At 58.9% G+C, this 23,936-nt stretch carries 27 protein-coding genes, 1 tRNA gene and 4 pseudogenes; 22 read left to right on the top strand and 10 right to left on the bottom strand.

Annotation, left to right across the window (positions count from 1 at the left end):
- Positions 1-501 precede the first annotated feature (501 nt).
- From ACSZOQ_RS02240 to ACSZOQ_RS02200, 9 genes and pseudogenes are all read left to right on the top strand, one after another.
- On the top strand, positions 502-855 hold the full coding sequence (locus tag ACSZOQ_RS02240; RefSeq protein WP_439924467.1) for a VanZ family protein: 354 nt from the start codon (positions 502-504) through the stop codon (positions 853-855).
- Between the two features lie 245 nt (positions 856-1,100).
- Positions 1,101-1,172 (top strand) — tRNA-OTHER (locus tag ACSZOQ_RS02235).
- Positions 1,173-1,747: 575 nt separating this feature from the next.
- Complete coding sequence (locus tag ACSZOQ_RS02230; RefSeq protein WP_439925921.1) at positions 1,748-2,155, top strand: DUF3489 domain-containing protein; 408 nt, start codon at positions 1,748-1,750, stop codon at positions 2,153-2,155.
- 3 nt (positions 2,156-2,158) lie between these two features.
- Positions 2,159-2,659: a DUF2924 domain-containing protein gene (locus tag ACSZOQ_RS02225; protein WP_439924466.1), complete on the top strand. Its 501-nt coding sequence runs from the start codon at positions 2,159-2,161 to the stop codon at positions 2,657-2,659.
- A pseudogene (locus ACSZOQ_RS02220) lies at positions 2,659-3,366 on the top strand (recombinase family protein); the annotation flags it as partial. The gene ACSZOQ_RS02225 and the pseudogene ACSZOQ_RS02220, both read left to right, overlap by 1 nt.
- Before the next feature lie 2 nt (positions 3,367-3,368).
- Positions 3,369-4,058 (top strand): hypothetical protein, encoded by a 690-nt coding sequence (locus ACSZOQ_RS02215; protein WP_439924465.1) that lies wholly within the window; start codon positions 3,369-3,371, stop codon positions 4,056-4,058.
- A 126-nt stretch (positions 4,059-4,184) separates the two neighbouring features.
- A complete protein-coding gene (locus ACSZOQ_RS02210) occupies positions 4,185-4,430 on the top strand; it encodes a hypothetical protein (RefSeq protein WP_439924464.1) in 246 nt (81 codons plus the stop codon).
- Between the two features lie 481 nt (positions 4,431-4,911).
- Positions 4,912-5,046 carry a hypothetical protein gene (locus ACSZOQ_RS02205; RefSeq protein ID WP_439924463.1) on the top strand — a complete coding sequence of 45 codons (135 nt, stop codon included), beginning with the start codon at positions 4,912-4,914 and terminating at the stop codon, positions 5,044-5,046.
- Between the two features lie 286 nt (positions 5,047-5,332).
- On the top strand, positions 5,333-6,655 hold the full coding sequence (locus ACSZOQ_RS02200) for an epoxide hydrolase family protein (RefSeq protein WP_439924462.1): 1,323 nt from the start codon (positions 5,333-5,335) through the stop codon (positions 6,653-6,655).
- Here ACSZOQ_RS02200 and ACSZOQ_RS02195 read toward each other — a convergent pair.
- Positions 6,641-7,831 (bottom strand): diguanylate cyclase, encoded by a 1,191-nt coding sequence (locus tag ACSZOQ_RS02195; RefSeq protein WP_439924461.1) that lies wholly within the window; start codon positions 7,829-7,831, stop codon positions 6,641-6,643. The genes ACSZOQ_RS02200 and ACSZOQ_RS02195 overlap by 15 nt on opposite strands.
- A gap of 394 nt (positions 7,832-8,225) precedes the next feature.
- Here ACSZOQ_RS02195 and ACSZOQ_RS02190 point away from each other — a divergent pair.
- Positions 8,226-8,654, top strand: a pseudogene (locus ACSZOQ_RS02190) (BPTD_3080 family restriction endonuclease); the annotation flags it as partial.
- A 233-nt stretch (positions 8,655-8,887) separates the two neighbouring features.
- On the opposite strand, the gene tnpC (ACSZOQ_RS02185) reads toward ACSZOQ_RS02190, so the two are convergent.
- From tnpC (ACSZOQ_RS02185) to cpaB, 3 genes are all read right to left on the bottom strand, one after another.
- Entirely contained in the window at positions 8,888-9,583 is a 696-nt protein-coding gene (gene tnpC / locus ACSZOQ_RS02185; RefSeq protein ID WP_439925920.1) for an IS66 family transposase, read from the bottom strand.
- Complete coding sequence (locus tag ACSZOQ_RS02180; protein ID WP_439924460.1) at positions 9,469-10,020, bottom strand: hypothetical protein; 552 nt, start codon at positions 10,018-10,020, stop codon at positions 9,469-9,471. Before ACSZOQ_RS02180 ends, tnpC (ACSZOQ_RS02185) begins: the two co-directional genes overlap by 115 nt.
- Before the next feature lie 475 nt (positions 10,021-10,495).
- The gene (gene cpaB, locus ACSZOQ_RS02175; protein WP_439924459.1) at positions 10,496-11,230 is read right to left on the bottom strand and encodes a Flp pilus assembly protein CpaB; all 735 of its coding nucleotides are present in this window, start codon (positions 11,228-11,230) and stop codon (positions 10,496-10,498) included.
- Between the two features lie 497 nt (positions 11,231-11,727).
- Here cpaB and ACSZOQ_RS02170 point away from each other — a divergent pair, with 497 nt between their 5' ends.
- Together ACSZOQ_RS02170 and ACSZOQ_RS02165 are read left to right on the top strand one after the other, a co-directional pair.
- Positions 11,728-13,140 (top strand): type II and III secretion system protein family protein, encoded by a 1,413-nt coding sequence (locus ACSZOQ_RS02170; protein ID WP_439924458.1) that lies wholly within the window; start codon positions 11,728-11,730, stop codon positions 13,138-13,140.
- A gap of 7 nt (positions 13,141-13,147) precedes the next feature.
- Positions 13,148-13,486: a hypothetical protein gene (locus ACSZOQ_RS02165; protein ID WP_439924457.1), complete on the top strand. Its 339-nt coding sequence runs from the start codon at positions 13,148-13,150 to the stop codon at positions 13,484-13,486.
- A gap of 123 nt (positions 13,487-13,609) precedes the next feature.
- On the opposite strand, the gene ACSZOQ_RS02160 is transcribed toward ACSZOQ_RS02165, so the two are convergent.
- On the bottom strand, positions 13,610-14,098 hold the full coding sequence (locus tag ACSZOQ_RS02160; protein ID WP_439924456.1) for a tetratricopeptide repeat protein: 489 nt from the start codon (positions 14,096-14,098) through the stop codon (positions 13,610-13,612).
- A gap of 253 nt (positions 14,099-14,351) precedes the next feature.
- On the opposite strand from ACSZOQ_RS02160, the gene ACSZOQ_RS02155 reads away from it, so the two are divergent.
- A complete protein-coding gene (locus ACSZOQ_RS02155; protein WP_439924455.1) occupies positions 14,352-14,912 on the top strand; it encodes a hypothetical protein in 561 nt (186 codons plus the stop codon).
- 128 nt (positions 14,913-15,040) lie between these two features.
- On the top strand, positions 15,041-15,397 hold the full coding sequence (locus tag ACSZOQ_RS02150) for a PilZ domain-containing protein (protein WP_439924454.1): 357 nt from the start codon (positions 15,041-15,043) through the stop codon (positions 15,395-15,397).
- Between the two features lie 308 nt (positions 15,398-15,705).
- On the opposite strand, the pseudogene ACSZOQ_RS02145 reads toward ACSZOQ_RS02150, so the two are convergent.
- A pseudogene (locus ACSZOQ_RS02145) lies at positions 15,706-16,005 on the bottom strand (carbohydrate porin); the annotation flags it as partial.
- A gap of 164 nt (positions 16,006-16,169) precedes the next feature.
- Between ACSZOQ_RS02145 and ACSZOQ_RS02140 the strand changes: the two are divergent.
- From ACSZOQ_RS02140 to tnpC (ACSZOQ_RS02130), 3 genes are all read left to right on the top strand, one after another.
- On the top strand, positions 16,170-16,592 hold the full coding sequence (locus ACSZOQ_RS02140; RefSeq protein ID WP_439923187.1) for a transposase: 423 nt from the start codon (positions 16,170-16,172) through the stop codon (positions 16,590-16,592).
- The gene (gene tnpB, locus ACSZOQ_RS02135; protein ID WP_439923186.1) at positions 16,589-16,942 is read left to right on the top strand and encodes an IS66 family insertion sequence element accessory protein TnpB; all 354 of its coding nucleotides are present in this window, start codon (positions 16,589-16,591) and stop codon (positions 16,940-16,942) included. The genes ACSZOQ_RS02140 and tnpB overlap by 4 nt, the downstream gene beginning before the upstream one ends.
- Positions 16,943-17,011: 69 nt before the next feature.
- Positions 17,012-18,613, top strand: coding sequence for an IS66 family transposase (tnpC, locus tag ACSZOQ_RS02130; RefSeq protein WP_439922718.1), 1,602 nt, complete (start codon positions 17,012-17,014; stop codon positions 18,611-18,613).
- A 129-nt stretch (positions 18,614-18,742) separates the two neighbouring features.
- Here tnpC (ACSZOQ_RS02130) and ACSZOQ_RS02125 read toward each other — a convergent pair whose 3' ends face one another.
- A complete protein-coding gene (locus ACSZOQ_RS02125; protein ID WP_439924453.1) occupies positions 18,743-18,865 on the bottom strand; it encodes a hypothetical protein in 123 nt (40 codons plus the stop codon).
- Positions 18,866-19,591: 726 nt separating this feature from the next.
- Between ACSZOQ_RS02125 and ACSZOQ_RS02120 the strand changes: the two genes are divergently transcribed.
- The gene (locus tag ACSZOQ_RS02120; protein WP_439924452.1) at positions 19,592-20,188 is read left to right on the top strand and encodes a DUF4337 domain-containing protein; all 597 of its coding nucleotides are present in this window, start codon (positions 19,592-19,594) and stop codon (positions 20,186-20,188) included.
- A 159-nt stretch (positions 20,189-20,347) separates the two neighbouring features.
- On the opposite strand, the gene ACSZOQ_RS02115 is transcribed toward ACSZOQ_RS02120, so the two are convergent.
- Positions 20,348-20,659 (bottom strand): hypothetical protein, encoded by a 312-nt coding sequence (locus tag ACSZOQ_RS02115; protein ID WP_439924451.1) that lies wholly within the window; start codon positions 20,657-20,659, stop codon positions 20,348-20,350.
- 227 nt (positions 20,660-20,886) lie between these two features.
- Between ACSZOQ_RS02115 and ACSZOQ_RS02110 the strand changes: the two genes are divergently transcribed.
- From ACSZOQ_RS02110 to ACSZOQ_RS02095, 4 genes are all read left to right on the top strand, one after another.
- Positions 20,887-21,159 (top strand): hypothetical protein, encoded by a 273-nt coding sequence (locus tag ACSZOQ_RS02110; protein WP_439924450.1) that lies wholly within the window; start codon positions 20,887-20,889, stop codon positions 21,157-21,159.
- 62 nt (positions 21,160-21,221) lie between these two features.
- On the top strand, positions 21,222-21,545 hold the full coding sequence (locus ACSZOQ_RS02105) for a hypothetical protein (RefSeq protein WP_439924449.1): 324 nt from the start codon (positions 21,222-21,224) through the stop codon (positions 21,543-21,545).
- Between the two features lie 136 nt (positions 21,546-21,681).
- Positions 21,682-21,921, top strand: a complete 240-nt coding sequence (locus tag ACSZOQ_RS02100) for a PilZ domain-containing protein (protein WP_439925919.1) — start codon at positions 21,682-21,684, stop codon at positions 21,919-21,921.
- A 31-nt stretch (positions 21,922-21,952) separates the two neighbouring features.
- A complete protein-coding gene (locus ACSZOQ_RS02095) occupies positions 21,953-22,144 on the top strand; it encodes a hypothetical protein (protein ID WP_439924448.1) in 192 nt (63 codons plus the stop codon).
- A 679-nt stretch (positions 22,145-22,823) separates the two neighbouring features.
- Here ACSZOQ_RS02095 and ACSZOQ_RS02090 read toward each other — a convergent pair.
- Together ACSZOQ_RS02090 and ACSZOQ_RS02085 are read right to left on the bottom strand one after the other, a co-directional pair.
- A pseudogene (locus ACSZOQ_RS02090) lies at positions 22,824-22,937 on the bottom strand (IS110 family transposase); the annotation flags it as partial.
- Positions 22,938-23,250: 313 nt separating this feature from the next.
- Entirely contained in the window at positions 23,251-23,679 is a 429-nt protein-coding gene (locus ACSZOQ_RS02085) for a hypothetical protein (RefSeq protein ID WP_439924447.1), read from the bottom strand.
- Positions 23,680-23,936: the final 257 nt, after the last annotated feature.

Genomic DNA, 23,936 nt, shown 5'->3' with positions numbered 1-23,936 from the left:
ACTTCCGGGGAATGAACCGAGGGAAATAATGATTGAGCGAGGCGGTGCCGTATTTCGTTGCCGCTTGCTTAGCCTTCATGCCGTCGTCATTCCCTCTCAACATTGAAGAAGCTAACAGCGGCGGCGTTCCATGATACAGCGAAAGGACTTTCAACAACGCGGGAGCGGACAATATCGGTGGCGAAGCGCGCGGCCTTATCATGTCGCGCCCGAAGATTCGCTACCCGACGATCGACCACCACCACGCCGCGAGAAATTCATCGTTGGCTTGCGCACAACGCGCGATCTGCTAAACCGCGCGTTTCACGATTGAAGGAGCGAAGATTTGCCCAAGAAGAAAACATCTGTTCGCCGCGAGTGGACGAAGGACGACGTTCGCACTCTCAAGGCGCTCGCGAAGCAAAAGGCTGGCGTCGCGAAGATTGCAAAGACATTGAAGCGAACACCAGGCGCAACGGCAGCCAAGGCGCATACCATCGGTGTTTCTCTCAGTATGCAGTAGTGGCACAAGCACTTAAAGCAACGGCCTGGATTCTCTTACTCACCATCTTCATTCTCACGGATGGTCCGCTTGGCCTGCGTCCGACGTTCGGGCATCCAAATGCTGAGCGATTACTGGCGCTCGCGGTGCTCGGGTTTGCCTTCTCACTTGCCTATCCGCATCGACTCCTTGTCGTCTTAATTCTGCTAGCGGGTGCTATTTGCGGTTTTGAGTACCTCCAGTATTTCGTGAATTACAGACATGGGACTGTGCATGATATCGCGATCAAACTGGCAGGCGCTTTCGCAGGAGTCGGTGCTGGCATCTTCGTTTCCAAGTTTGCCGTGAGCGCTTTGTGGCCGAGTCACGATTAGGCCCGCACCGCGCATAATATGGGGCGGACGGGTAGCAACCACGTTCACCTCAAACCCGCTGATGGATTGTGCCCAGGAAGGGTTCCAGAATTAACCTGGAACGCGCCTATCAAGCTTAATGAGCGAGTTTCGTTGCGCTTGTCGGAGTCCGCGCTAGCTTACCAACACCGGACATTGCCCTAAGTCCGGAGCCACCTCTAGCGAAGTCGTCGACCGATCATACTCCGCTCGGCGGCTTCGTTTACGCGGATTTAGCTCAGCGGCAGAGCGGCGCGTTCACGACGCAGGTCCATGTTCGACTCATGGAATCCGCACCATAGCATCCCGTTTGACGGGACGGCGAACGCATTCAACGCGACGGGACGTGGTGCGTTTATGAGTTCGCGGTACAGCTAGATGCGGTTCAGTTTTGGGACCGCTTCGCCGGGCGATGGCTTCGCGGCGAAGAGTTCATTTATCCAGACCATCCGAAAGGCGTGCCGCCGCTCCGCGAGCCGCCTTCGGAAAGACAACCGGCGGTGAAGTAGCAGCCTCGTGCAGCAGGTGCCGGCAGTAACGCCATAAAGACAATCGGAAAAAAGCCGATCGGAGTGGGGTCACGATCGGCGCCGATCGTGACCCCACTCCGACGTAGATTCCGTTACTTGTTGGAAGGAGTACCGCTGTAGCTTCAAGGGGCTTTGTTCGTCGCCGGTTTTTTTACAGAGCAAATACGAGCCAGTTGAGCAACAAGATTGCTCAGAAAGGACTGGCTTTGCGGCGGCAACGGAGCGTTAGTGTAGCTGGCATAGCGAGCGAATAGGCTCGTCAGGATCTTGCCCCGCCGGCTTTTGGCCACTGCGGGGCAGCAGTGGTGGGGCGCGATGGATGCCCCGCAACGACGGAGATCCTCATGACCAAAGCCAAAGCAAAGCAGCCAGCGACCGGACATTCTGCCTCAAAATTAGCTGCGACCCGATCCGTTAAAGCCAACCGAGTTGGCATCAAGACAAAAAGGCCAGCGGCATCGAAGGTATTGCCGGCTGCCGACTCATCCGCCTTGCCAACCAAAGCATCAGGCGCTCGCGCCGATTCCAAACAGGCTCGGGTGCTCGCTTTGCTGCGATCGACAAATGGTTGCACCATCGAAGCCATCGTCAAGGCGACGGGTTGGCAGCCGCATTCGGTGCGTGGGTTCCTTACCGGTATCGTTCGCAAGAAACTGAAGCTAGATCTTGAGTCCGAGCGTGTCGATGAAGTCCGACGCTACCGCATCAAGCCTTCAACGAAGGGGATCAGCAAATCGGCCAAGGCCGCCTAAGCGATGGCTCCTCGAAGACAATCACGTCGCATAATGGATGCGGCCCCTCTTGAGATCGAGATTGCGCGTCTGGCTGATCTTGATCTCAAAGCCCTTCGCCTCCGATGGCAGGCTGTGACGGGGCGCTCGGCGCCCGTTCACCTGCCGAAGCACCTGCTGTTCGCAATGCTCGCTTATCGCATCCAGGCCGATGCCTTCGGCGATCTCGACGTCGGAATGGTGCAGATATTGAAAGCTGCCGTTGTATCAGGTGGATCGGCTACGATTACCAAACTGACCGACAAGCTTGATCAACGCAACCAGGAGTTCGCGCCGGGCGCCATCCTGACCCGCGAATGGGATGGACGGGATCATCGGGTGATGGTGCTGGCCGATGGCTTTGCCTTTGAGGGTAAAACCTATGACAGCCTGTCCAAGGTCGCCTTTGCCATCACCGGGACCAAATGGAATGGGCCGCGGTTCTTTGGCCTGCGGACAGCAACGGGGTCTACGGGGCCACAATAATGACGTCGGTTGGCAAATCCGTCCGCTGTGCGATCTATACCCGCGTCTCGACCGATGCCGGGCTCGATCAGGAATTCAACTCGCTCAACGCCCAGTATGATGCTTCTGAGGCCTATATCCGCAGCCAGGCGCATGCGGGCTGGACGCTGATCAAGACGCGCTATGACGATGGCGGGTTCTCGGGCGGATCAACCGACCGCCCTGCCCTTCAAAAGTTGCTCGATGATATCAGGGCCCGCAAGATCAATGTCATTGTCGTCTATAAGGTCGACCGCCTGACACGGTCTCTGGCCGACTTTGCCCAGCTGGTTGAACTGTTCGATGCTCATGGCGTGTCCTTCGTGTCGGTGACCCAGCAGTTCAATACGACGACATCCATGGGCCGTTTGACCCTGAATGTCCTGCTATCCTTCGCCCAGTTCGAACGCGAGGTCACAGCCGAGCGCATCCGCGACAAGATCGCCGCCTCCAAGCGCAAGGGCTTGTGGGTCGGAGGCATGATTCCACTCGGTTACTCGCTCAACGATGGCAAGCTCTTCATCCACCAGGACGAAGCAAAAACCGTTCGGCTCATTTTCGAGCGCTACCTTGAATTGGGGAGCGTCAATCGCCTGGTCGCTGATCTCAGAGCCAAAGGACTGACGTCCAAAGTGCGCAAGCTCTCGAGCGGCGCCATCCGGGGCGGCGTGCCGTTCACCCAAGGCCCGCCGTGATCAGCACCTTCTGGACCTTTCTCGGTCACGACGAAAGGCGGCAATACACATCTGTGCCAGCGGGTTTGTTGGCTAGGCTGAAAAAACCTGACAAGCCAAGGAAGCACAGAAGAGAACCTGCCATCATCGACGTTAGTCAGTTATTTGCCAGTGACGATGAAGACAAACAGCGCGATGTACCATCCGCGTTGGAGATGGGGCGCGCCATCGCAATCGCTCAGTCAGGAGGGATGAATGAGCCAGCATCCCTGGCTGTTATGTTATTGGCCGGATCAGTCCAGCGTCGCCGCGCAATCATTGGCAGCCACATATCTGATTTTTATGAAATTGGAGGTCCATCAAACGAGGACGCGGGACTTGTCTGGGGTATCCCTGCGTACATGCGCAAGCGAGTCGACCACCGACGCGCTGACATGCCGCACAATGTCGTTATGATCGGCTTTGGAGCCGATGCAGCGCGCCAGTTGGAAACGTTGACGCTGCGCCGAATGGAGGAACAGGAAGCCCGCAACATAGATCATCTGATAAAGTATCCCGGCTATTTCTTCCCGGTTCGAGCCAAGCCTGGAAAGGAGACCAAGAACCCCTACGCCGATCCCAGCTTCATCAATCACGCTCTCCAATATATGCCCGGCGTGAAGATGAGCTGTCACGCATGGCGGCGTGGCTTCGCAAGCTATGGGTAACGCGATCTTCGTTTATCTCTATCTGAAATTAAGCTGATACTTGACCATTCCGAAGGCGCTCCTCCGCACGATGTTACAGCCAACAGTTATGCGCTTGATCCGAGGATCAACGAAAAACGCGAGATCATGGTAAAATGGATCGCTTGGCTCAACGAACAGATGCAGCAAGCGATCGAGGAAGACGATATGTTGCTTGATGCCGATGCTATTGGAATAGAAATTTTCCGCGCCCGCTATGGCGATGATGCATATCATAAACGACTTGAACGAACCAAGAAGCACGGGATTAAATTCATCGACTATCCCTATTCTGGCAAGAAAAACAAAAATCGTTATTTAGGGCATGTACTCATTAAGCGGCCGGCCGCTTGATGTCCGGTCAACCCCCAACATCGGCCCAATTGCGGACATTCTCCGGAGTTGCAGATGGGCCAATACCGACCGTGAGTTCACTTTTGCCGACTACCCTCCCGATGCCGACTACCATCCCGACGAACCTGGGGCATCACAGGGAGGACGCGCCCTATTCGCGGATCACTTCGATGGCCGAGCGCTGGGACCCTGGTTCGACAAGCTGCGCCGAGCAAGGATCGCAGAGTTCGGCGGCGTGCGTTCGCGTTGCCGCCAGGAGAGTTTCGCGATTCGCAGCTTCACCGCCAAGTAGAGTAAAATCGTCAAGGCGAGCGGCAAACATCAGGGGCTAGAGCCCAGTGCGTGAGTCGGTTCGAGAGTTCCGCGAGTATTTGCGAGCCTACCGGGCCTAGGTCTCGGCTAACCTTGGGTGGGGCAGAGCGGTGATGGCTGCATTTCTGTGCTTGCGGCGATGTTTGCTCCGCTCGGATTAAGGGCGATCGTGGAGTTGCCGACTTGGATCGCGATCGCCTGGATGGTCGGCTGTGCGCTGCTCAGCTATGTCGTTGCGCCGTTTGGCATGTGGAGACATCAGCGTGCTCAGATCGAGAGCTCGAGCCGGCCTGACGAGAAGTAGTCGCTGCGCGTCTTGCGAGGGAAGCTCACGGGTGGCCCAGCGAAGCCCAAGGCGGCAATCTCTTCGAAAGATATTGCCCCCAACATCTTGTCATCAGACGGTGGGTGGATTCTATTATATACTGTTTGTAGCACGGTCCCTGGGCAGTTCATACCAAAGGTATCATCCGAATAATTGCTCGTACGCTTGGCCCAGGCACAGCTGCAGTCATTTTTACAGTTCGAAGCTGGTCGACGCGTCGCAGTTCACTAGTCTAGGAGCGGGCTTGTAAACAAGGAGGCCGACCATGACCGCAATCTCCTCTTCACCCACCCGGCGCAGCCTTCTCGCAGGGTCAGCCGCAGCTGGTGCCGTCAGCTTGCTTCCAATACATTTCGTCGCCGCACGCGCGCAATCGAAGCAAGGAGGGTCCCCGCTTGGTACGATCAAAGCCGACGCAATTCTTCCGTTCCGCGTCAATGTCCGGGGTGAAGACCTCGCTAATCTCCGCCGGCGCCTCGCGGCCACGCGCTGGCCCACCAAAGAGCTCGTTGAGGATCGGTCGCAGGGTGTGCAGCTGGCGACGCTGCGGGCGCTCGCCCGCTACTGGTCGACTGAGTACGACTGGCGCACGTGCGAGGCACGGCTGAACGCGCTGCCACAGTTCACGACCGTGATCGACGGGGTGAAGATCCATTTCATCCACGTCAAGTCCCGGCATGAGAACGCGCTGCCGCTGATCATGACGCACGGCTGGCCTGGCTCGGTCATCGAGCTCCTCGATACCGTCGGTCCCCTGACTGACCCGACCAAGTATGGTGGCACTCCCGACGATGCATTCCACCTGGTGCTGCCGTCCTTGCCTGGCTACGGCTTCTCGGGTGAGCCGAGCGAACTCGGCTGGGACACCGCGCGCATCGCGCGTGCGTGGGCGGTGCTGATGGATCGCCTCGGCTACACGCGCTACGTCGCCCAGGGTGGCGACGTAGGGGCGGCGGTAACGGATGCGATGGGGCGCCAGGCACTCAAGGGACTTCTCGGCATCCACGTCAACTTGCTCGCGGGAGTGGCGGCAATGTCCGATAAGCTGCCCGCAGAATCCGAGAAGGAACGCGCGGCGCAGAAGGCGGCCGCGACGTTTAGGGCGAGTGGCTTTGGCTACTTCCTGGAGCAGTCGACGCGGCCACAGACGATCGGCTACTCCCTGCTGGATTCACCCCTCGGGCTCGCGAGCTGGATGCTCGACCATGACACGGACAGCTACTACAAGATTTCCCGAGCGTTCGTGGAGGGTAAGCCCGCGGGCAATCTCACCCGGGACAGCATCCTCGACAACATCACGCTGTACTGGCTGACGGGCACTGGGGCCTCGGCCGCACGGTGGTACTGGGAGGCCGGACAGGCCGCAGCCCACGCGGCCGGCAAGTCTCCTCCTGCGGTCGCGGTTCCCGTGGGATTTACGACGTTCCCCGGCGAAATCTTTGCTGCGCCCCGAAGTTGGGTCGAGATTATGTACCCCGGCCTCGCCTACTTCAGCGAGGTCGAACGTGGCGGACATTTCGCCGCCTGGGAGGAGCCGAAGCTGTTTTCAGATGAGGTACGCGCAGCCTTCAGATCATTGCGCAGATAGGGCGGGCCTTCGCCACCCTCGTTCGAGCGACAGCGGCTTCTCCTCCGCGACCTCAACGCGGTTGCGCCCGCTGCGTTTGGCCTGATAAAGCGCCGTATCGGCGGCAGCGAGCAGCACCTCAAGCTCAGTGCCCGGCGGGCCGCTTGCCACACCGACACTCACGGTCGTCTCGACCGGTGCGTCCTTGAGCGTAATGCCGCTCGCGGCAAATGCCTCCCGCACGCGCTCCGCCGCACAAGCCGCCTCTTCAATCGAGCAAGGCAGCAAGGCAGCAAATTCCTCGCCGCCGATCCGCCCGGACAGATCGGTGGTCCGCAGCGTATCGGTGACGACGATCGCGAACAGCTTGAGAATTTCGTCGCCCGCCGCGTGACCGAAGCGGTCGTTGATCGACTTGAAGTGATCGATGTCGAAAATGAGCGCCGTCACCAGGCGCCCGGCATTGGCCTCACGTTCGATGACGCGTGCGGTCGCCTCGGCGAAGCCCCGGCGATTTAACATGCCAGTCAGCGGATCGATTGAAGCTGCGGCCTTGTGGGCCTTCACAGTGCGATCCGACACCAGCATGAAGACGACGAAAACAGTTCCGACCGCATAGAGCACTAGTTCGAAAGCGAATATCGAAACCCAGTTTGCGCCGCGGAAGCTGTTGCCGTCGGCGCGCAGCATGTGGCCCAGCAGTATCGGCAGTATCAGCACAAAACCGTGCAGGATGGGCACCAGCAGCGCCGGCCAGCGCTTCTGCATGGCCTTGCGTTGCTCGGACCACAGTTCGTTGGCGGTCAGAACCGCGTAGGCCGCGACGATGCCCGCGCCGATTGTCAGTCGCATGGTGGACGACTCGTCAGGCGGACACATGATGACGATCAGCCAGACTGCCGCGCCGAGCGGCAACACCAGCCAATTCGGCTTGCGGCCGTGGAACACGCGCGCTGCGCTCCACACCATGCCGCAGGCCACGAAGCCGACCGCATTGAGCGCCAGCGCCACGGTTTCGCCCAGCAGCGGGCCCGCGACCGTCCAGACTCCGATCGACATGGCGCCGAGGATATAGGCCGCGCCCCACCAGTTAAGCGTGGGAATTTTCTGCTGCCGTCCGAAAAATAACAGCATGCACCCAAGCATCACGCCGACAAGTGCCGCGACCAGATAAAGAGTCAGGATGTCGAGTGACATGCCAATGCCAACAACCGTTGTCGGGCTCGCGCCCATGACGAGGACCGACCGAGAACTCCCTCGGATTGCGAAAAATAAGCCGCCCGCCTTGGCAATTCGTTCGGATGCGAGTGCAAGTTTTCGCGAAAACCTGGGTCGGTTCGTCGGCATTCATTAAACAAGAAGCGCCCACAAGGACTGCTTCGTCCGACCCGTTGCAGATTTTCGAAACAACAAAGGTCTATGCCCGCGGTCGCATTGCGCTGCAGTCGTTTTGTGGATGCCGGGATCGAAGGGCCGCTGCCTGCGCTGCTGGTGCGCTCGGATGACGCGTAACAATCCAGCGAAATCAATGCCTTATGGAAAATGTGGGAGCCAAATGACTCTTGACCGGAAAGGGACTTTTTTGGGCGATATCCTCGGCGTTCGCGCCTTCGGTACGCAGCTTTTGTGCGAGCAAGTCGTCGGGCGCGGCCTGCGCCGCTATTCCTACGATCTGAACGCCGAAGAGCTATTCAACGTCGAATATGCCGACATCATGGGTATCCCGTTCGACTTCACGGCGAAGCCCCAGGTCGCGCCGGTCAAGCCGCCCAAGAAGATGACGCGCGTGGCGGCAGTACGCGACCGCGCGGCGCTGGAGATGATCTTCCCGCGCGTGGTTGGCTATCGGATCGACCTGCCCGAAGAAAAGCTGCAAGCCAATTTCAACGCAAACTCAAAGCTGGTTCTTACCCCCGATATGGTCGGGCCGGGACAGACCTTGCTTGAAGGCATCGTCGGCGAAGGTGTGACCCTCACCATCGCCGAAATGAAGGACAAGCGCACCAGCACCGTGTCCTACCTGTCGCAAATCAAATCCGAATATATTGGTGATGCAGCCCGCCCAGGATTGGAAGGCGAAGAATACGCCCTGCTTCTCTAATCGGCCGCTCAAGGTCAAGCGCTTTCAGACTATCCACCACGACAGCGTCGATGTCGCTCACGGGCTCGTGCTTCTCTTCGGAATCGGCACCAAGGCCCTTCCAGTATGGGATTCGAGGACGAGGGGGAACAATCTCTATGGAGGCCTTGCCGTCAGACGAACGACAGGTCCAAGCAGGGCGACGAACTCACCTCATCCATCGTCCCGAGAGGGACATCATTCCACCGCTCGGTGGAGTTCGGGTTGACGTCGTTGAGCTTGCAGGTGGCTACGATCGACGCCAGCAAAGCCCAATTCTCGGCTCCAACTTCATGACCAGCAAATAGCGCATTTTTTCTGGTCAGGCACACCGGCCGGATGGCGTTTTCGACCGGATTGGTGTCGAGCTCGAGACGTCCGTCTTCGAGGAAGCGGGTCAGCCCCGGCCAATGATTGAGCGCGTAGCGGATGTCCTGGGCGAGTGTCGAGCTGCTGGAGATCATCGACAGCTGTTTCTCGAACCACGGCTTCAAAGCAGCAACGACAGGCCGCGAATGCTCCTTGCGCGCGGCCAGTCGGATGTCCGGCGATGAGCCGCGCACCGTGGCTTCGATGGCATAGAGAAGCGCAATCTGCCGGACCGCGTCTTCGGCGATCGGCGATCTGCTGTTGCGCGCCAGCTTGACGAAGCGCCGACGCAGATGACTCCAGCAATGCACGAGCGTCCAGGGGCCTTGCGGTCGCGCAACGCCGGTCAGCCGATCATAGCCCTCGTATGCGTCGCATTGCAGGAAGCGCCCGTTAAAGCCGTCCAGAAACTGCCTGGCGAAAGCGCCGCTGCGTCCGGACGCATACGCTTCCAGCCGCACGCTTGCGTGATCTGATTTGCGATCCATTCTGCGGTCGGATGCGCGGTCACGCCAAACCATAAAACCTGTCGTCGACCATGCCCCATGATTAACAAGCCATAGAGCAAGCGAAATGAGATCGTCGGTACGACGAACAGATCCATCGCCGCGATGCCGTCGGCATGATTGCGGAGGAACGTCTTCCAACCTTGGGGCGGCGGGCCTCTCCGCCTGGCCATATACTTGGCCACGCTGGTCTGTCCGATGTCGATGCCGAGCTTGAGAAGCTCGCCATGAATTCGTGGCGCTCCCCACAGTGGATTGGCGATACTCATCTCGCGGATCAGCTCGCGTATTTCCAGCGCCACCGTCGGCCGGCCGCCGCGATGCCTCGATTTCCAGCGCCAATACGATCTGAAACCGGCACGATGCCAGCGGATCACCGTCTCAGGCTTCAAAATCGCCAGAGCCCCAGAACACTTGGCGCCAAACGATACAGCCCAGCAAATATCACCGATCCAAAGTGCTGAAATTCAGCCGCTTCGGTGATTGACGTCGCTGGATGTTAAGCTGATGACGAAGGATCAGTATCTCGGCTTCCAGCGAGGCCCGCGACCGGAACAATCCGACCAGCGCCAACCAGACCAGGCTGCAAGCTTCTCTCATAAGGCCGAAGCATTGCGCGATTCGGCCTCAGTTGCCAGCCGGATTAGGTTTCCGACAGGGATAGGCATTCTGCAAAGAACGAAGCCGCCAGCCTTCGGCAGCTGGTACTATCGCTCACCATTGTTTGCCACGCCTGCTCCGGTGCACTCCCGCCGTAAATTTCGGCGCCGGCAATGTGCGCGCGAATTTCCAAGGGAAGCATCGTGGTGAACCCGACCGTCACTTAACGTCGTCAATCCACCGCCTGACCGGGAGTTTGGCCTGTCTTTATTCCAGGCGGCACGCCGGTTTGCAGGTGTACGTGGTTTTAGAACCAACTCCGCGATAGACGGCGACTGTCGTTCTGCCAGACTTTTCGGCTTCTCCGCCATCTCTGTTCGCGAGGCTGCGCAACGCGAGCGACAAGGAGCCTATCAAGTGGGAGCGTGCCAATGATTCCGCCTGATCGGGGGTCGCCTCCAAGGTGGCTGTCCTCCCGATCACCGCGGTCTGCCCGTCTTTTCCGTTGGGTGTCTGGTCGATGGCCAGGACCCGAAGATTGCTGAGGATGATGTCTGACATGACAGCATCCGAATTCTTGTCCTGCCTTGATAGAATAACGTCGACGCGATCATTGGGCAGAATAAATCCACCGGCGCCGGTCTCTGGCGAGATGGAGATCGATACAGCGCGCGTGCCAGATGGAAGAATTGCAGCCATAAAGCCTGAGCCATTGGGTGAGACAAGCTTCGCACTGCGAATCGGCTCACCGGCAATGAATGGCATACGCGCGATCGAACCAGCCAGTTTTGCCATAGCGTCCGGCTGTTCAGCGCGACGAACAAGATTCATGCCCGACGTTGTCTGCGGCCACGCTTGCCATTCAACCTTGTTCGCGGAGAGAGTCTCGCCAAGACCTATATCCGACTTCGCGACGAGGACCTCCACGGTTGGCGCCTGCACGAGTTGAGGCACGACCTTGTCGCTACCCGCCGCCAGATAAGCAGCAACGCCCCCCGCCATGATCGACAGGGCCAGGACAAAAAGACGTGCGGCCCCTCTGCTTCCTCCTCGCGGCCGTCTCATGTGGCAACATGCTCCTCTGTTCGCTGGCCTCGTGTAGCCGCGACACCGAATAGCACGAATAACCTTTCGCCCAACGAAGCAGACAGCGCTTCATTTTAATGCCGTTAGCTCTCCCTTAATTGCATTGCTTGGATTGAACGCTCCACCGATTGTATTCCGCAACACTCTCCCGAGCTCACCAGTAGTCATCGTCGCCGGCCGCGGGCCCGATCTCCTAAGAAAGGATGAATCGTTTGACTTCGCGCCTTTATCGACCGGTAAGGGTTTAGTGCTACCTTTCGCGCTGTCTCATATCGCTGACGATTGCGATGAAATCCAACCCGGCGCCCGAAGTCATGCACCTTGGTCAAATACGTCACGCCGTTGCACTTTCGGCCCTTCTCCTGGCGGCTGGGCTTGTAGTTTCGAGCACGAAAGCTGCTGAGACTCAAAGCGTGCGTTCGGTTGAAAGCGGCGTCAGGTCAGCACGCCACGTATCAATCACGCTGTTCAAGTCGCGCACCTTGCAAATCGATCAGCCCTTCGCCACCGCGATGATCGGAGCGCCTGAGATCGCCGATATTCTGCCAATGTCGGACCGGTCGCTTTACGTTCAAGCGAAGAAGATCGGCACGACCAATATTTCGATGTTCAATTCCAGCATGAAGGTCGTCGGGGTCATCGATATCGAAGTGACCCCCGACACCGAAAATCTTCGAGACAAGATCGACGCCAGCACCAATGACAGCGGCGTTCGCGTCTCGAGCGTCAACGGTCAGGTCGTGCTCAGCGGCGAGGTGCGCGACGCGGTCGCAGCCGACCGAGCGGTCTCTGTCGCAAAAGGGCTGTCGCCGGAGACACCGATCGTCAACGCGATGAAGATCGCAACGACACAGCAGGTGATGCTGAAGGTCCGTTTTCTCGAGGTGACGCGTGAGGCAGGGCGACAACTGGGGGTCAATTGGTTCGTGGGCAGCAAAGGCCGAGGCGCCACCATCGGGGGTCAGGCGCCGGCGGTCGGCCAAGCGCCCGGAACGGGAACCGCGACCGGCGGAAGCGGCATTCCGCTATTTCAAACGATAGGATCGCTGGCTGGCTCATCGACAGGCCCGTTTGGCGTCGCAATTGCAAACCTCGTCAATCAAGGCACCACCGTCGATGTCATGCTGAGTGCGCTCGAGTCGAAGCAGCTCATCCGCAGTCTGGCGGAGCCTGATCTCGTCGCGTTGTCGGGCGACACGGCGAGCTTTCTTGCCGGCGGCGAATTCCCGATTCCCGTCGTCCAGAACAGCGCCGGGGGCTTTCCCAACATCACGGTGGAATTCAAGACCTTTGGTGTCGAGTTGACGTTCATGCCCACTGTGCTGGCGAACGGCGTCATCAACCTGCGTTTGGCACCATCAGTCAGCGAGCTTGATTTCGCCAATGCCGTGAGCGTCTCCGGTTTTCAAATTCCAGCGCTATCCAAGCGCCAGGCAAAGACGACGATCGAACTACGCGACGGTCAGAGCTTCGCCATCGCCGGCCTGCTGCAGAACAGCAACCGCGGCAATATCTCGCAACTACCATGGATCGGCTCCGTACCCGTCCTTGGAGCGCTGTTCAGGAGCACCGGCTACACACAGAACGAAACCGATCTCGTTATCATCGTCACTCCGCATCTGGTCAAGCCTGCCGCGCCCGGCCAGCAGCTGGCATCCCCACTTGACTCCACTCTTCCGGGGAACGATGCCGATGTCTTCCTGATGGGACAACTCGAAAGAAAGAAGCTGACCGAATATTTGGTTTCCGGCGGCAACATTGCCGGCCCGTACGGCCACATTGTTGAAATCAACAGCGGCACGATCAACACCGTTGCGGGAAAGTGATTCCATCATGACGATGAAGGCGAGTTGGCGCACCACAGCTTTCGCAGCACAGGCCTTGGTGATTTGTTGTCTTGTGGCGCCCTGGGATGATCCCTTCGCGGAATATCTCCAGCGCAAGGATGGCGTGAGTCTCGGCGCCGGCGATGCGAAAGCGATCAATTCGGCGACCCATATCATCGATCCGTGGCCGCGATATGTCGGCAACACACGAATCCCCGCGAATGGCCAGCGGATGTCCGGTGCCATCGAGCGTTATCGCGACGTCAGCAAACTCCCCAACGCACCCAAGCCGATTTCTCCCGAGTATCAGTCGACGACCAACATCCAGAGCGGATCCGGAAAGTAGCGGCAAGACAAGGCCCGGGCTCGTCGCCGAACAGTTGCGACGTCCAAGCGGGTTAGCTGAAGGCGAACTGGAAAGTCTTTGCCGGTTTGCCGAGCCTGTTCAACTCGAACGCTCACCCGGCGCTCAGCGACCGGCCGAACGCTTGACAAAATCATAGCTGGAGTCGAGGAGGCGGAGATTATTGGCAATCCTTGGATTGCTAGGGTCGCTCGCAGAGGCTTTGAGAAGTTTCTTTCGTGCGATTCCCAATTTTCCCCTCAGCATATACGAGTAGCCGAGATTGTTGAGGATCTCAGGAGTCTCGCCGGCCAATCGAATTGCGGAAGCATAGGCACGATCGGCAAGGTCAAAGCGGCCGAGGCGATCGTAGCTGGCAGCAAGCCCAATCCATGCCGCTGCGTCCGAGGGCGTCTTCTCTACCGCATCCTGAAAATAGCGTTCGGCCAATCCGAAGTGACCGCGGTTGAAATGCTCGACACCCAGTTTAAGCGGTTCATCGGACCTGTGGTACTTGGCGTCTTCAGGCTCCCGAACTGTCGGAGTTGTCCCCGTCGTAACCGGGTCATCCGGCAGCGCCGCATTCTCGACGGTCTGGCAACTCGCGAGCGCCAACGCCGAACACGCCACAACTATCCAACCAGCACGCACGAGTACTACCCCCAACCGCGCGCACGATACCCGAACTCCACTAATAAAATGTGAGGAGGAGACCTGTTCAACCTTCAGACGCGGCGTAACCCGACATTAACTTGACTCAAGTAGCTAATTTTCCACACTCCGAAGTCTGTGCGAAAAAGACGCCGCAGATTTGGACTTTGGAAAGCAAGTAGGAGTGCCACCTACATCACGACGAAGGCCGCTGCTGATGTTCGGTTCGAAAATAGGCGCGCGCGTGCTCAATCCCGGATTGGCGCGGATCGCTGGCGGAGCCTTGGCGATATTCACTGCCCTGATCGCTTTCTCTGCGGGCGGTTTGGCGTTGTGGGAGCGGGGCGAGATCAAAGCTCTCCGGGCCGATATTTCATCCACACGCGAGGACCTGGCCTTGGCCAGGCGACACACAGCAATCCTTGAACGGCAACTCGAAGCCAGGCTGCTGAGTGCCGAACAGCACTGGTCGGCCACCAGTCGTCAGGCACAAAGCGATGAATCTGCGGAGAAGCGAGACGATCACCCGGCGTTCCATCTTACGCAGGACGAGGTCTTGCTGGTTCGGAGCTACATCAAGGCCTCGCCGTCAAAAGCGGCCGCGACGATTGGTGTCGGCGGGGACCTTCGCAACGTGGGGTTGGTGCCGCTGCCGGCTCCAATCGTGGGCAAGGCTCCACGATTGGAAGGTGGGAGATTCACGGTTGACCGCAACGGCGCAATCGTCATCTCTCTCCAACATAGCCGGGTCGCTGATGTCGTCATTCAACCCAATTGAGCGCCGAAGCAGATTTCAGCAAAACCCCTCAACTCGACGAAGCCATCCGCCGATCGACGAAGGGACTTAGAGCAGTACACCCGGCTTGACTACGTCTGGGATGACTTAACAGGGAATTTGCACTCACCATGATTCCGGACAGCCCGACCAAGGTCATTGCGGTTGCGATTGTGTGTGTTGGCCTCGTCCTGCTCGTCGTATCGGCGCTCCTGCTTTTTGGCTTCACCGGGAGAAAAGCTTCCGCGGAGAATCGCATAGCGCGTCGTCGCCGCGTCCTGAAAGCCGGGAGAATAGAGTTCAACGGCAACGCGATCGAATGCGTTGTCCGCAACATCTCTGAAACGGGGGCGGCTATCGAAGTGGTGAGCCCGATTCAGTGTCCCCTGGCGTTTATCCTGGTCATTCCCTCGGATGGAAGCACCAAACCCTGCCATGTGGTGTGGCAAAGGGGAAAGCGGATTGGTGTCAGGTTCCGTGGGACGTGAACCTTCCCCTGCAACTGGACCAGAAAATCCGCAACGGCGTCAGAATTTTCGTGATTTCACGCAAATGGCGCGCCACTCAGGATAAAACTGCGAACTTTTACACTATTGAAATTATTATATAATTTTCGGCGCGCCCCATATGCAGCGCACGTAAGCGGCTTCTTCAATTTACCGGGCGACCAAGTGGTTGAGATCGGCCGACAAATTGCCATAGCTGGGGCTGTCGACTAATGATCGAGCAGATTTGTTGATCGAAATCGACGCACCACGTCCGCGGTGTCAGCGCCGCAACTGAACTGCTTATGCTATTAGAATTTCGCATGTGCCCGCACCGAGAAAATCGAGACCGGCCCACGATTCGCGTTGTAGGCCGGGTTGGCGACGAACTGATAATCGACGGTTAACGTGCTCCACTTGTTGAGATTGTAGGCGTAATACGCCTCGATAATTTTCTCCGGCCTGTAGTTGAGCGCGCCATCGCCGATCAGAAGGCCGATGCCGCCGACGGCGAGGAAATCCCGATTGGCGCTGGAGAGGCCATTGATGGCGCTTGCGATTCCAATGGTGTCGTTTGGCCGCCCCCACGAACTCCCCTTGATCGATACACCACCTAAAGGGGACAGATTTCCGCATCGGGTCGATCGCGACAGTTTGACTGGTACCCCCGGTCACTTCCGTTCCTCCCCTATGAACGTAAGCGCTCAGTTGATCCCCTTGTATCGGGTTAGCATCGAACATGCGAAGAATCCTCCGGTTGTGACGGAGGTTTTGGATGGTGTTAGACGGCAAAAAGGACGTCCATTTGGACGGCTCATCGACTGGAATAGTCAGCCGGCTTGAAGTGCTTGAGGGACCGACGGGGCGGCGCGTACGTTCGGAATCTGAGCGTGCTCGGATCGTTGCCGAGAGTTTATTGCCTGGCGCTCAGGTAGCGGAGGTGGCGCGCAAGCATGGTGCGACGCGCTGGCAGATTTACGACTGGCGCCGACGCTTTCGACAGAGAGGCGGCTTGCCGTCGTGCGACTCTCCGACGACAAGCTTCGCACCGCTGGTTGTGGAAGAGCCGTTAGACGAGCGTCACGTTCCGATGGTCAAGATTGAGATTGCGATCGGTGACATCGTCGTGCGGACGGACGCGGCGATCGGCGAGAAGCAACTATCACAGGTGATCCGCGCGGTGCGGACGTCACGATGATCGCTGCTGGCGCGGAGTTGAAGATTTACATCGCGACGCGGCCTGTCGACTTCCGCTGTGGTCACGATGGGCTTGCGGCGAAGGTGCAGGAGATGCTTGGTCTCGACCCGTTCTGCGGCGCGGCGTTCGTGTTCCGATCGAGGCGAGCGGATCGGATCAAGATTTTGGTCTGGGATCGCACGGGCCTGGTGTTGGTGCACAAGCGGCTCGAAGGCTGCAAGTTCGTGTGGCCGACGATTGCGGATGGCGTGATGCGGGTATCGCCGGCGATGTTTGCGGCCTTGTTTGAAGGTTTGGACTGGAGGCTGGTCCGTCCGGAGGAAGCACGGCGTCCGCAAGCGGCGGGATAACTGCGGCAGAGTGACTCGGGACGCTCTTTGCGCATGGCGAGAACGGCGGCGATGTGCTGGAAATAGCGCATGAACACCGCGGCGCTGCGCGACGAGAACGAACGCCTGAAGGCGCTTTTGGCGCAAACGCAAGCGACGTTGGGCGAGCATCAGGCGGCGCTGGCAACGTCGGAAGAGGCGCGGCGCCGGCTGGAGGTTATCCTCGGAGAACTTCGCCGCGAGAAGTTCGGCGCGAAGTCCGAGAAGCTGCGGCCTGATCAATATCATTTGCCGCTCGAAGACGTCGAGATCGCGCAAGGCGTCCTGGACGCGGCGCAGGAGAACGCGGCAGCGATTATCCAGGGCCGATCGCGCGGCGCATCAGATCAAGCCCGTCATCGCAATCGGGGCTGCCTGCCTGCGCATTTGCCGCGGGTGGAGCGGATCATCGAGCCTGCGAGCACGCTGTGTCCCTGCGGCTGCGGCGCGATGACGAAGATCGGCGAAGACGTCAGCGAGCGTCTCGACGTGATCCCGGCGCAATGGCGCGTGCTGGTCACGCGTCGTCCAAAATATGCTTGCCGCCGCTGCTCGGGCGCGGTCGTTCAGGCGCACGCGCCGGAGCATGTCGTGCCTGGCGGACTGCCGACCGAAGCGGCCATTGCGCAAGTGATCGTCGCCAAGTTCGGCGATCATACGCCGTTTTACCGGCAGGCCGGGATCTACGCGCGACAAGGGATCCGGCTCGACCGGGCGACGCTGGGGAACTGGTCCGGCCGCGCCTGCTTCCATCTCCAGGCTGTTGGGGATCGGATGCGCCGCCAACTGGCGGCGGCGGATCGCCTGTTCATGGACGAGACCACGGCGCCGGTGCTTGCTCCCGGGCGCGGCCAGACGAAGAAAGGCTTCTTCTGGGCTATTGTCTCCGACGACCGCGGCCACAGCGGCCCAAGTCCGCCGATCGTGCTGTTCCGATATGCGTCCGGACGCAGCGGCGCTTTCGCCAGGCAGTTTCTGGACGGCTTTAACGGGCGCTTCCTGCAATGCGACGCATACGAGGGCTATGATCGGCTGACCGGCGTTGCGCGACCGCAAGGCCCCTGGACGCTCGTGCATTGCTGGAGTCATCTGCGTCGGCGCTTCGTCAAGCTGGCGCGCAACAGCAGATCGCCGATCGCCGAAGACGCGGTCCGGCAGATTGCGCTTCTCTATGCCATCGAAGCCACGGTGCGCGGCTCATCGCCGGACATCCGACTGGCCGCGCGCAAGGAGCATTCGCGGCCTGTCGTTGCTGCTTTGAAGCCGTGGTTCGAGAAACAGCTGTCGATGATCTCCAGCAGCTCGACACTCGCCCAGGACATCCGCTACGCGCTCAATCATTGGCCGGGGCTGACCCGCTTCCTCGAAGACGGACGTCTCGAGCTCGACACCAATCCGGTCGAAAACGCCATCCGGCCGGTGTGCCTGACCAGAAAAAATGCGCTATTTGCTGGTCATGAAGTTGGAGCCGAGAATTGGGCTTTGCTGGCGTCGATCGTAGCCACCTGCAAGCTCAACGACGTCAACCCCGTCGCCTACATCGCCGAAACACTCGAGGCAATCATCGCCGGCCATCCTCAAAGCAAAATCGAAGACCTCATGCCCTGGAGATTCCGCAAAACGTCAAGCCCACATCAATGGGGCAGCGGTTGAGCGCTTACCTATGAACAGGCCTCGTTAGTGTCCTTCGGCATGTCTCAAAGGCGCCAAAAGGGCGACGTTCGCGAAATGAAAAGGCCGCCAACTGAGGCGGCCTTTCGCTTTTTGGGCTTGACGTGAAAGTCACCACCAATGGCGATGATGCCGCCAGCCATAGGTGGTGGCCGCGGTGCCAACCGTAGTGGTGGCCGCGACCGCCGTGATGGCCCCACCCATGCCCATGCCCATGCCCATGCCCGTGCCCATGGCCGCCTTTGACCTGAATAACTGCCTGACCGGTTCCACCCAGCGCATACGGTGTTGCTGCGGGCATCCTCATCGATGCTGACACCGAGCAACTTGCCTTCACCGGCTGCACCTTCAAGGACTGCAACATCGATCGCCTCGCGCCAGATGAAGCACGAGCATTGATTGTTCGCGACAACACCTTCGAACGACCGATTGCAGAGCGAACGGCAGATTTCGAGCGGCGTCTGGCGGAAGCTTTGGCGCGCCTAAGGGCGGCAGTTCCCGTAGGGACTGCCGATCCGTAAAGAAGGGGGCAGACCGGCAGTCCCTTGCCGGACGCCTCCCGGCCCTCTGAGCATATCCGAAAGATCACCGGAGAAACCATGCGACGATCCGTCATCTTGGCGGCTGCTCGTTGGCTCTTCACCGCCCGGCGTCGTCCTTAACCACGAACCGCTCGCATCAAGCCTAATTCCAAAGCCCCATCGCGGCTTCATCGGCTAAGGCTATCCGCCGCCTCGTAGAGATCGGGCTGAGGGCGCGGAAATGACGCGCGATTTTATTGTCCGCGCGAATCTTGCCGACAAGCTGTTGTAATTCGCGAAAGGTAGGCTCCTCACGCACCCCGCGCGTGACATCCCGGATTCAGCGCTACAGGAAACTCGCTTCCGATACCGGTTGGCCACTTGCACGGGAAAAGCCGCCGGTCAATCGTGGGCCGTCAAACCGCCGCGGGAGAGGACCATGAGCGCGCACGAAAGCATGGAACAAGCCGAGCAAACGCATCATGCGTCGGGAGAGAACAAGAAGATCGCGCTCCTGATCGCCGTCATCGCGCTCTGCCTCGCGCTGTCCGAGACGCTGGGCAAGGGCGCCCAGACCGAATCGATCAGCAAGAACGTGGAGTCTTCCAATCTCTGGGCCTTTTTCCAGGCCAAGAGCATCCGTCGCACCACGGTCCAAATCCAGGCCGATCAAGCCAAGCTCAGCCTCATGCTGGCGAAGGACGAGGCGACCAGGGCTGCGCTGCAAAAGCAGATCGACGAGTGGCAGGAGACCGCGGCGCGCTATCGTTCCGAGCCGAGTACCGGCGAGGGACAGGATCAACTCGCTGAGAGCGCCAAACACGCCGAGGACGCGCGGGATCTCGCGATGGCGAAATATCATCACTTCGAGCTGGCGTCGGCCGCGTTCCAGATCGCGATCGTGCTGGCGTCGGCTGCCATCATCACCGGCATGATTGTGCTGGCGTGGATATCGGGGCTGCTGGCGGTCGCTGGGGTCGGGGTCACAGCGATCGGAATGTTTGCGCCGCACGCATTGCACCTGCTGGGACACTGACGGCCAGATTTATCCCGAGCCGCCTCGCGGACGCTTTTTCCGGACGCACTGGATCCGGCGCGCAGCTCACTGGCTTACGCTACGCCTTGCAGGTCGTCGCGGCAATGGACATAGGCCAGCGGGACGCCCTTGGACCCGCCGACAGGAATGGTTATGCAATTACCACGTGCCGACGCTGAATCCGAATGACGGACCATAATATCCATAGCCGCTGTAGACGCCGACGCGCGGGGCGTAATAGCGGGGACGATAGTAGCGAGGTTCGTAGCCGGCATCGTCATCGTAGTAGTATCGGCGTTCGACGTAGCGCCGAGGATGCGTGCGATAGCAGTTGCCGTAGTCGTCACACACCATATGTGCGCGCACCAGCGGTACGGTTTCTGTCACCGCTCGCGTCGGATGCAGCGGAGCGGCGGAAGCGGAAAACGCGAACAACAGGCTCGCGCCGACGAGAAGATTGGTCTTAAGCATCGGAAACATCCTCGTGGAAACGGCTTCAAACGTTGACATCTAACTTATACCCGGCAATCGGCGCCCGCCAGCGCAACATGACGCGAGCCCAGGCCCATCCGCCGCCTTGTGGAGATCGGGCTCACAAGAGGGAAGTGAGCTATCCTACGATAGTCGCGGGTGGTAGCCACATCAGTGGTTGAAGCGCACGGACATGCTCACCTGATGAAATCCTCGGGGAATCATCTATGCTTTTGATCCAGGCTCTGGTGGCAGTTTTCTTGGGATCGCGCCTGATTTGGCTCGTCACCAAGAGAGGGCCGGACTCAATTGGCAAGGCCATTTTTATCAATGCCCTGACCGCGCTTGCCGCCGTGATCATAGCGGCGTTCGGCTTCGCGCACAGTGGACGGCCGCGCTTCAATATGGCCCTGTCGGTATACGGTCGTGCTCAATTGATAGTTTTGCTCTTTGATGTGATTCGCTTAATTCAGATCAAGCCGTCAACCGAACCACGATAATGCCCACTGGCCAAGGTTGGGCCAGCACCGCGACCGAGCCGGCGAAAGACAAAATGGCATAGATGTCCGAAATCAATGAAGAGCGAGTGGTGTGGAATGAAGTCTTTCACGCTGAGACTTTTGATTTCCGCAGCCAAATAAACTTTCGTCGATACGACGAGTGTATCTTCGTCAAATGCACATTGTTGATGGATGCCGAGACCGAGCAGATCGCGTTCACGGGATGCACGTTCAAGGACTGCAATATGGATAGCATCGATGCCGACGAAGCGCGTGGCATAGTCTCTAAAGACAACACGTTCGAGCGGCCTCTGGACGAGCAGCGAAAAGACTTTGAGGAACGCCTAGCCGCAGTTCTTAGCCAACGGATGCCGAAGCCGTCCTAGCGGGACGATCCTCGAAATCCGACCCTCACCTCCCGCCGCCCGGCCGGAACATGGTTAGCGATTCATTTCCGACGACTGTGCGGTTTTGACGTGCATTTTCATCAAGTTCAAGGAAGTTCGCGGTACATGCATCCGGATGGATGATCGCCGTTCAGAGCCGCGACTACGCATCTTCAAAGCCGGAACGATCGAGTTCGGCGGCGCCGGGATTGATTGCACCGTGCGTAACATAACTGCCGCCGGCGCGGCCCTCGAAGTCGCAAGCCCGGTCGGCATTCCGCACGAGATCACGCTAAGCGTCCCGACTCGGCAACTGCGTCGCCACGGTTACATTGTGTGGCGCAAGAAAAAACGGATTGGCGTCGCGTTCGATTGACAGCAGACCGCTGCGGCACGGAGGTTTTTCAATGAGCGACACCAAGCCGACCGGAGAACCCCCATTAGAGCCCAAGGAAGCCTTGGTTGACATCCGAACGTTAGCGCGCGTCGCCTTACAAAGCGGTGACATGGCTGTCATGCAGCGCGACTTAGAGACGATCCTGACGATTGCGGAAATGGTGCTGCCGCTCAGAAAGCAGTCACAGACACCGCCGGAGTGACTCACGCGGAGCAATTCGGAGTACAAAGCAAACGCTCGCAACTGCGTTCCGCTTATGGAACCCGCCCCACCCCGCGCATTATCCGGCCCCGGACGGGCCCCGGCTTCTTTACCCTACGTTCACCAGACTATGGGAACCTAGTTTCAGCCTGAGAAGGCCAGTATTGCGTACAAAAACCCGCTGCCGACGCTGAACCCGGTGGCGGGTTTTTTGTGTGCACCGCCCACGTTTTACCTGAATTTGGCCCCGCCGTTCCACGCACCATTCGGTTCGGACGGGTTGCCGACGCACTATCGGTACCGCTTACGAAGCTATTGAGCGATTGAGCTGGTCGAATAGGAACCGCAGGCTTTCACATGGATTGCTGCGGCTATGTCGGTTCGGTTTGAAGGCGACTATCGACCCGCTCGAATTTCAAATGTTTAGTAAAAAGTTAATAGGGGTTTTAGCCTCATAGATAATTTTCGCTCCCCTCTTCGCGCAGGCGAGGCACCCGGCCTGTCCAGGGTACCCCGGGGATAGATTTTGCACCCATCAGCCTGACCAAATTGAGAGACCTTGCCCGACGCGGCATATGCACGCCGCCAATCCCGGCCGCGCAGTCCCAGTCATAGGCAAGGCCAGTATGAAACGCGATCTCTACGCGGACGTATCCGCGCGCATTGTTGCCGAGTTAGAAGTTGCCGTCGTTCTTCTGGCGCCGCACGAACGGCTTCACATATTGCGGGCTGATGACCTTCACTTGATGGCCGAGCGCCTCAAACTTGCGGGCCCAGCAGAAAGCGCTGGTTGTCCCTATCGCAAATCGTCCGCCTCGCCATGATCCGCATCATGCTCAAACGACTGACCAGGCCAAGCTGTTGCTCATGAACCTCACCTTTCCGGATCGGCTCTTAGGACTAAACACCCAAGCCGAAGCCGGCTCTCGGCAGGTAGCCGACCGCTTGACAGATGGAATGGCACAAGTCTCGGTTTCGGTCACGATCAGGGAATTCAGTACCGCTGCATTCGTCGCGTAAGCAGCCACGACAGCAATTCAGAAGATTCCCCCGCCCAGGAGAACTTCGGGGCATAGGCAACTCTCGCCCTTCTCCGGCAACAGCTTCTCAATAGCACACGAGCTCGCGGTGGCCGACGACGTAGCCCCATTGATTTATGTGGCGCCTTCGCACGACATAGCAGCCATCATCGTCATAGTAGTTGTTGTAGTAATAGGGCGCGCCAAAGGCTGCCAGTGCGAACGAGGGGCCGAAGAAGAAGCGGCGATGGTGGAAGCGGTGGTCCGCAAAGAAGGCCCGGTGTGTGGCAAACCCCGAGTGTACGAACGGGCGTCCGGCGAATCCGCCCATCCGCATGCCACCACCATGGAAGCCGCTACCGTGGAAGCCGCCACCCATGCTGCCGTGGAAGCCTCCCATGCCACCGCCGCCGAAACGCGCCTCGGCCGGTCCGGACCAAGTCATCACGCCAGCGGTGACAAACGCAGCCGCGAGCGCAGCGGCAATCGTCTTTTTAATTTTAGGTGTGGAGGTCATGACGTTTCTCCCATCATGAGAGATATCGCCCTCGCATCATATCTTTCACGGGGCAGATGAACCATCGATGAACATCAATCGGCACCCGTCCGCAACATTACGGGGATTCATCAAATGACCGTGTTAGCACGGACGACTACGATCGTTCGAGGTAATCCGACAACTATCGCGCGAGATTTTTGGGCACGCGTCATAACCGCAAATAACCCTTCTTGCGTGTGACAGTCGCTGCAGAGATCAAATGCGTGCTCCATCTC

The sequence above is a fragment of the Nitrobacter sp. JJSN genome (assembly GCF_051912485.1).
GTDB lineage: Bacteria > Pseudomonadota > Alphaproteobacteria > Rhizobiales > Xanthobacteraceae > Nitrobacter.
Note: the sequence above shows the minus strand (reverse complement) of the source record. Positions and strands in the feature narration are given on the sequence as shown.

Coding starts and splice junctions, on each gene's coding strand:
- ACSZOQ_RS02230 (WP_439925921.1), top strand. CDS start 1,748: ATGACCAAAGCCAAAGCAAAGCAGCCAGCGACCGGACATTCTGCCTCA.
- ACSZOQ_RS02115 (WP_439924451.1), bottom strand. CDS start 20,659: ATGCTTAAGACCAATCTTCTCGTCGGCGCGAGCCTGTTGTTCGCGTTT.
- tnpB (WP_439923186.1), top strand. CDS start 16,589: ATGATCGCTGCTGGCGCGGAGTTGAAGATTTACATCGCGACGCGGCCT.
- ACSZOQ_RS02195 (WP_439924461.1), bottom strand. CDS start 7,831: ATGTCACTCGACATCCTGACTCTTTATCTGGTCGCGGCACTTGTCGGC.
- ACSZOQ_RS02095 (WP_439924448.1), top strand. CDS start 21,953: ATGAGCGACACCAAGCCGACCGGAGAACCCCCATTAGAGCCCAAGGAA.
- ACSZOQ_RS02150 (WP_439924454.1), top strand. CDS start 15,041: ATGATTCCGGACAGCCCGACCAAGGTCATTGCGGTTGCGATTGTGTGT.
- ACSZOQ_RS02105 (WP_439924449.1), top strand. CDS start 21,222: ATGTCCGAAATCAATGAAGAGCGAGTGGTGTGGAATGAAGTCTTTCAC.
- ACSZOQ_RS02210 (WP_439924464.1), top strand. CDS start 4,185: ATGGTAAAATGGATCGCTTGGCTCAACGAACAGATGCAGCAAGCGATC.
- cpaB (WP_439924459.1), bottom strand. CDS start 11,230: ATGGCGGGGGGCGTTGCTGCTTATCTGGCGGCGGGTAGCGACAAGGTC.
- ACSZOQ_RS02120 (WP_439924452.1), top strand. CDS start 19,592: ATGAGCGCGCACGAAAGCATGGAACAAGCCGAGCAAACGCATCATGCG.
- ACSZOQ_RS02125 (WP_439924453.1), bottom strand. CDS start 18,865: ATGGGCACGGGCATGGGCATGGGCATGGGCATGGGTGGGGCCATCACG.
- ACSZOQ_RS02155 (WP_439924455.1), top strand. CDS start 14,352: ATGTTCGGTTCGAAAATAGGCGCGCGCGTGCTCAATCCCGGATTGGCG.
- ACSZOQ_RS02140 (WP_439923187.1), top strand. CDS start 16,170: ATGGTGTTAGACGGCAAAAAGGACGTCCATTTGGACGGCTCATCGACT.
- ACSZOQ_RS02100 (WP_439925919.1), top strand. CDS start 21,682: ATGGATGATCGCCGTTCAGAGCCGCGACTACGCATCTTCAAAGCCGGA.
- ACSZOQ_RS02225 (WP_439924466.1), top strand. CDS start 2,159: ATGGCTCCTCGAAGACAATCACGTCGCATAATGGATGCGGCCCCTCTT.
- ACSZOQ_RS02200 (WP_439924462.1), top strand. CDS start 5,333: ATGACCGCAATCTCCTCTTCACCCACCCGGCGCAGCCTTCTCGCAGGG.
- ACSZOQ_RS02165 (WP_439924457.1), top strand. CDS start 13,148: ATGACGATGAAGGCGAGTTGGCGCACCACAGCTTTCGCAGCACAGGCC.
- ACSZOQ_RS02085 (WP_439924447.1), bottom strand. CDS start 23,679: ATGACCTCCACACCTAAAATTAAAAAGACGATTGCCGCTGCGCTCGCG.
- ACSZOQ_RS02110 (WP_439924450.1), top strand. CDS start 20,887: ATGCTTTTGATCCAGGCTCTGGTGGCAGTTTTCTTGGGATCGCGCCTG.
- tnpC (WP_439922718.1), top strand. CDS start 17,012: ATGAACACCGCGGCGCTGCGCGACGAGAACGAACGCCTGAAGGCGCTT.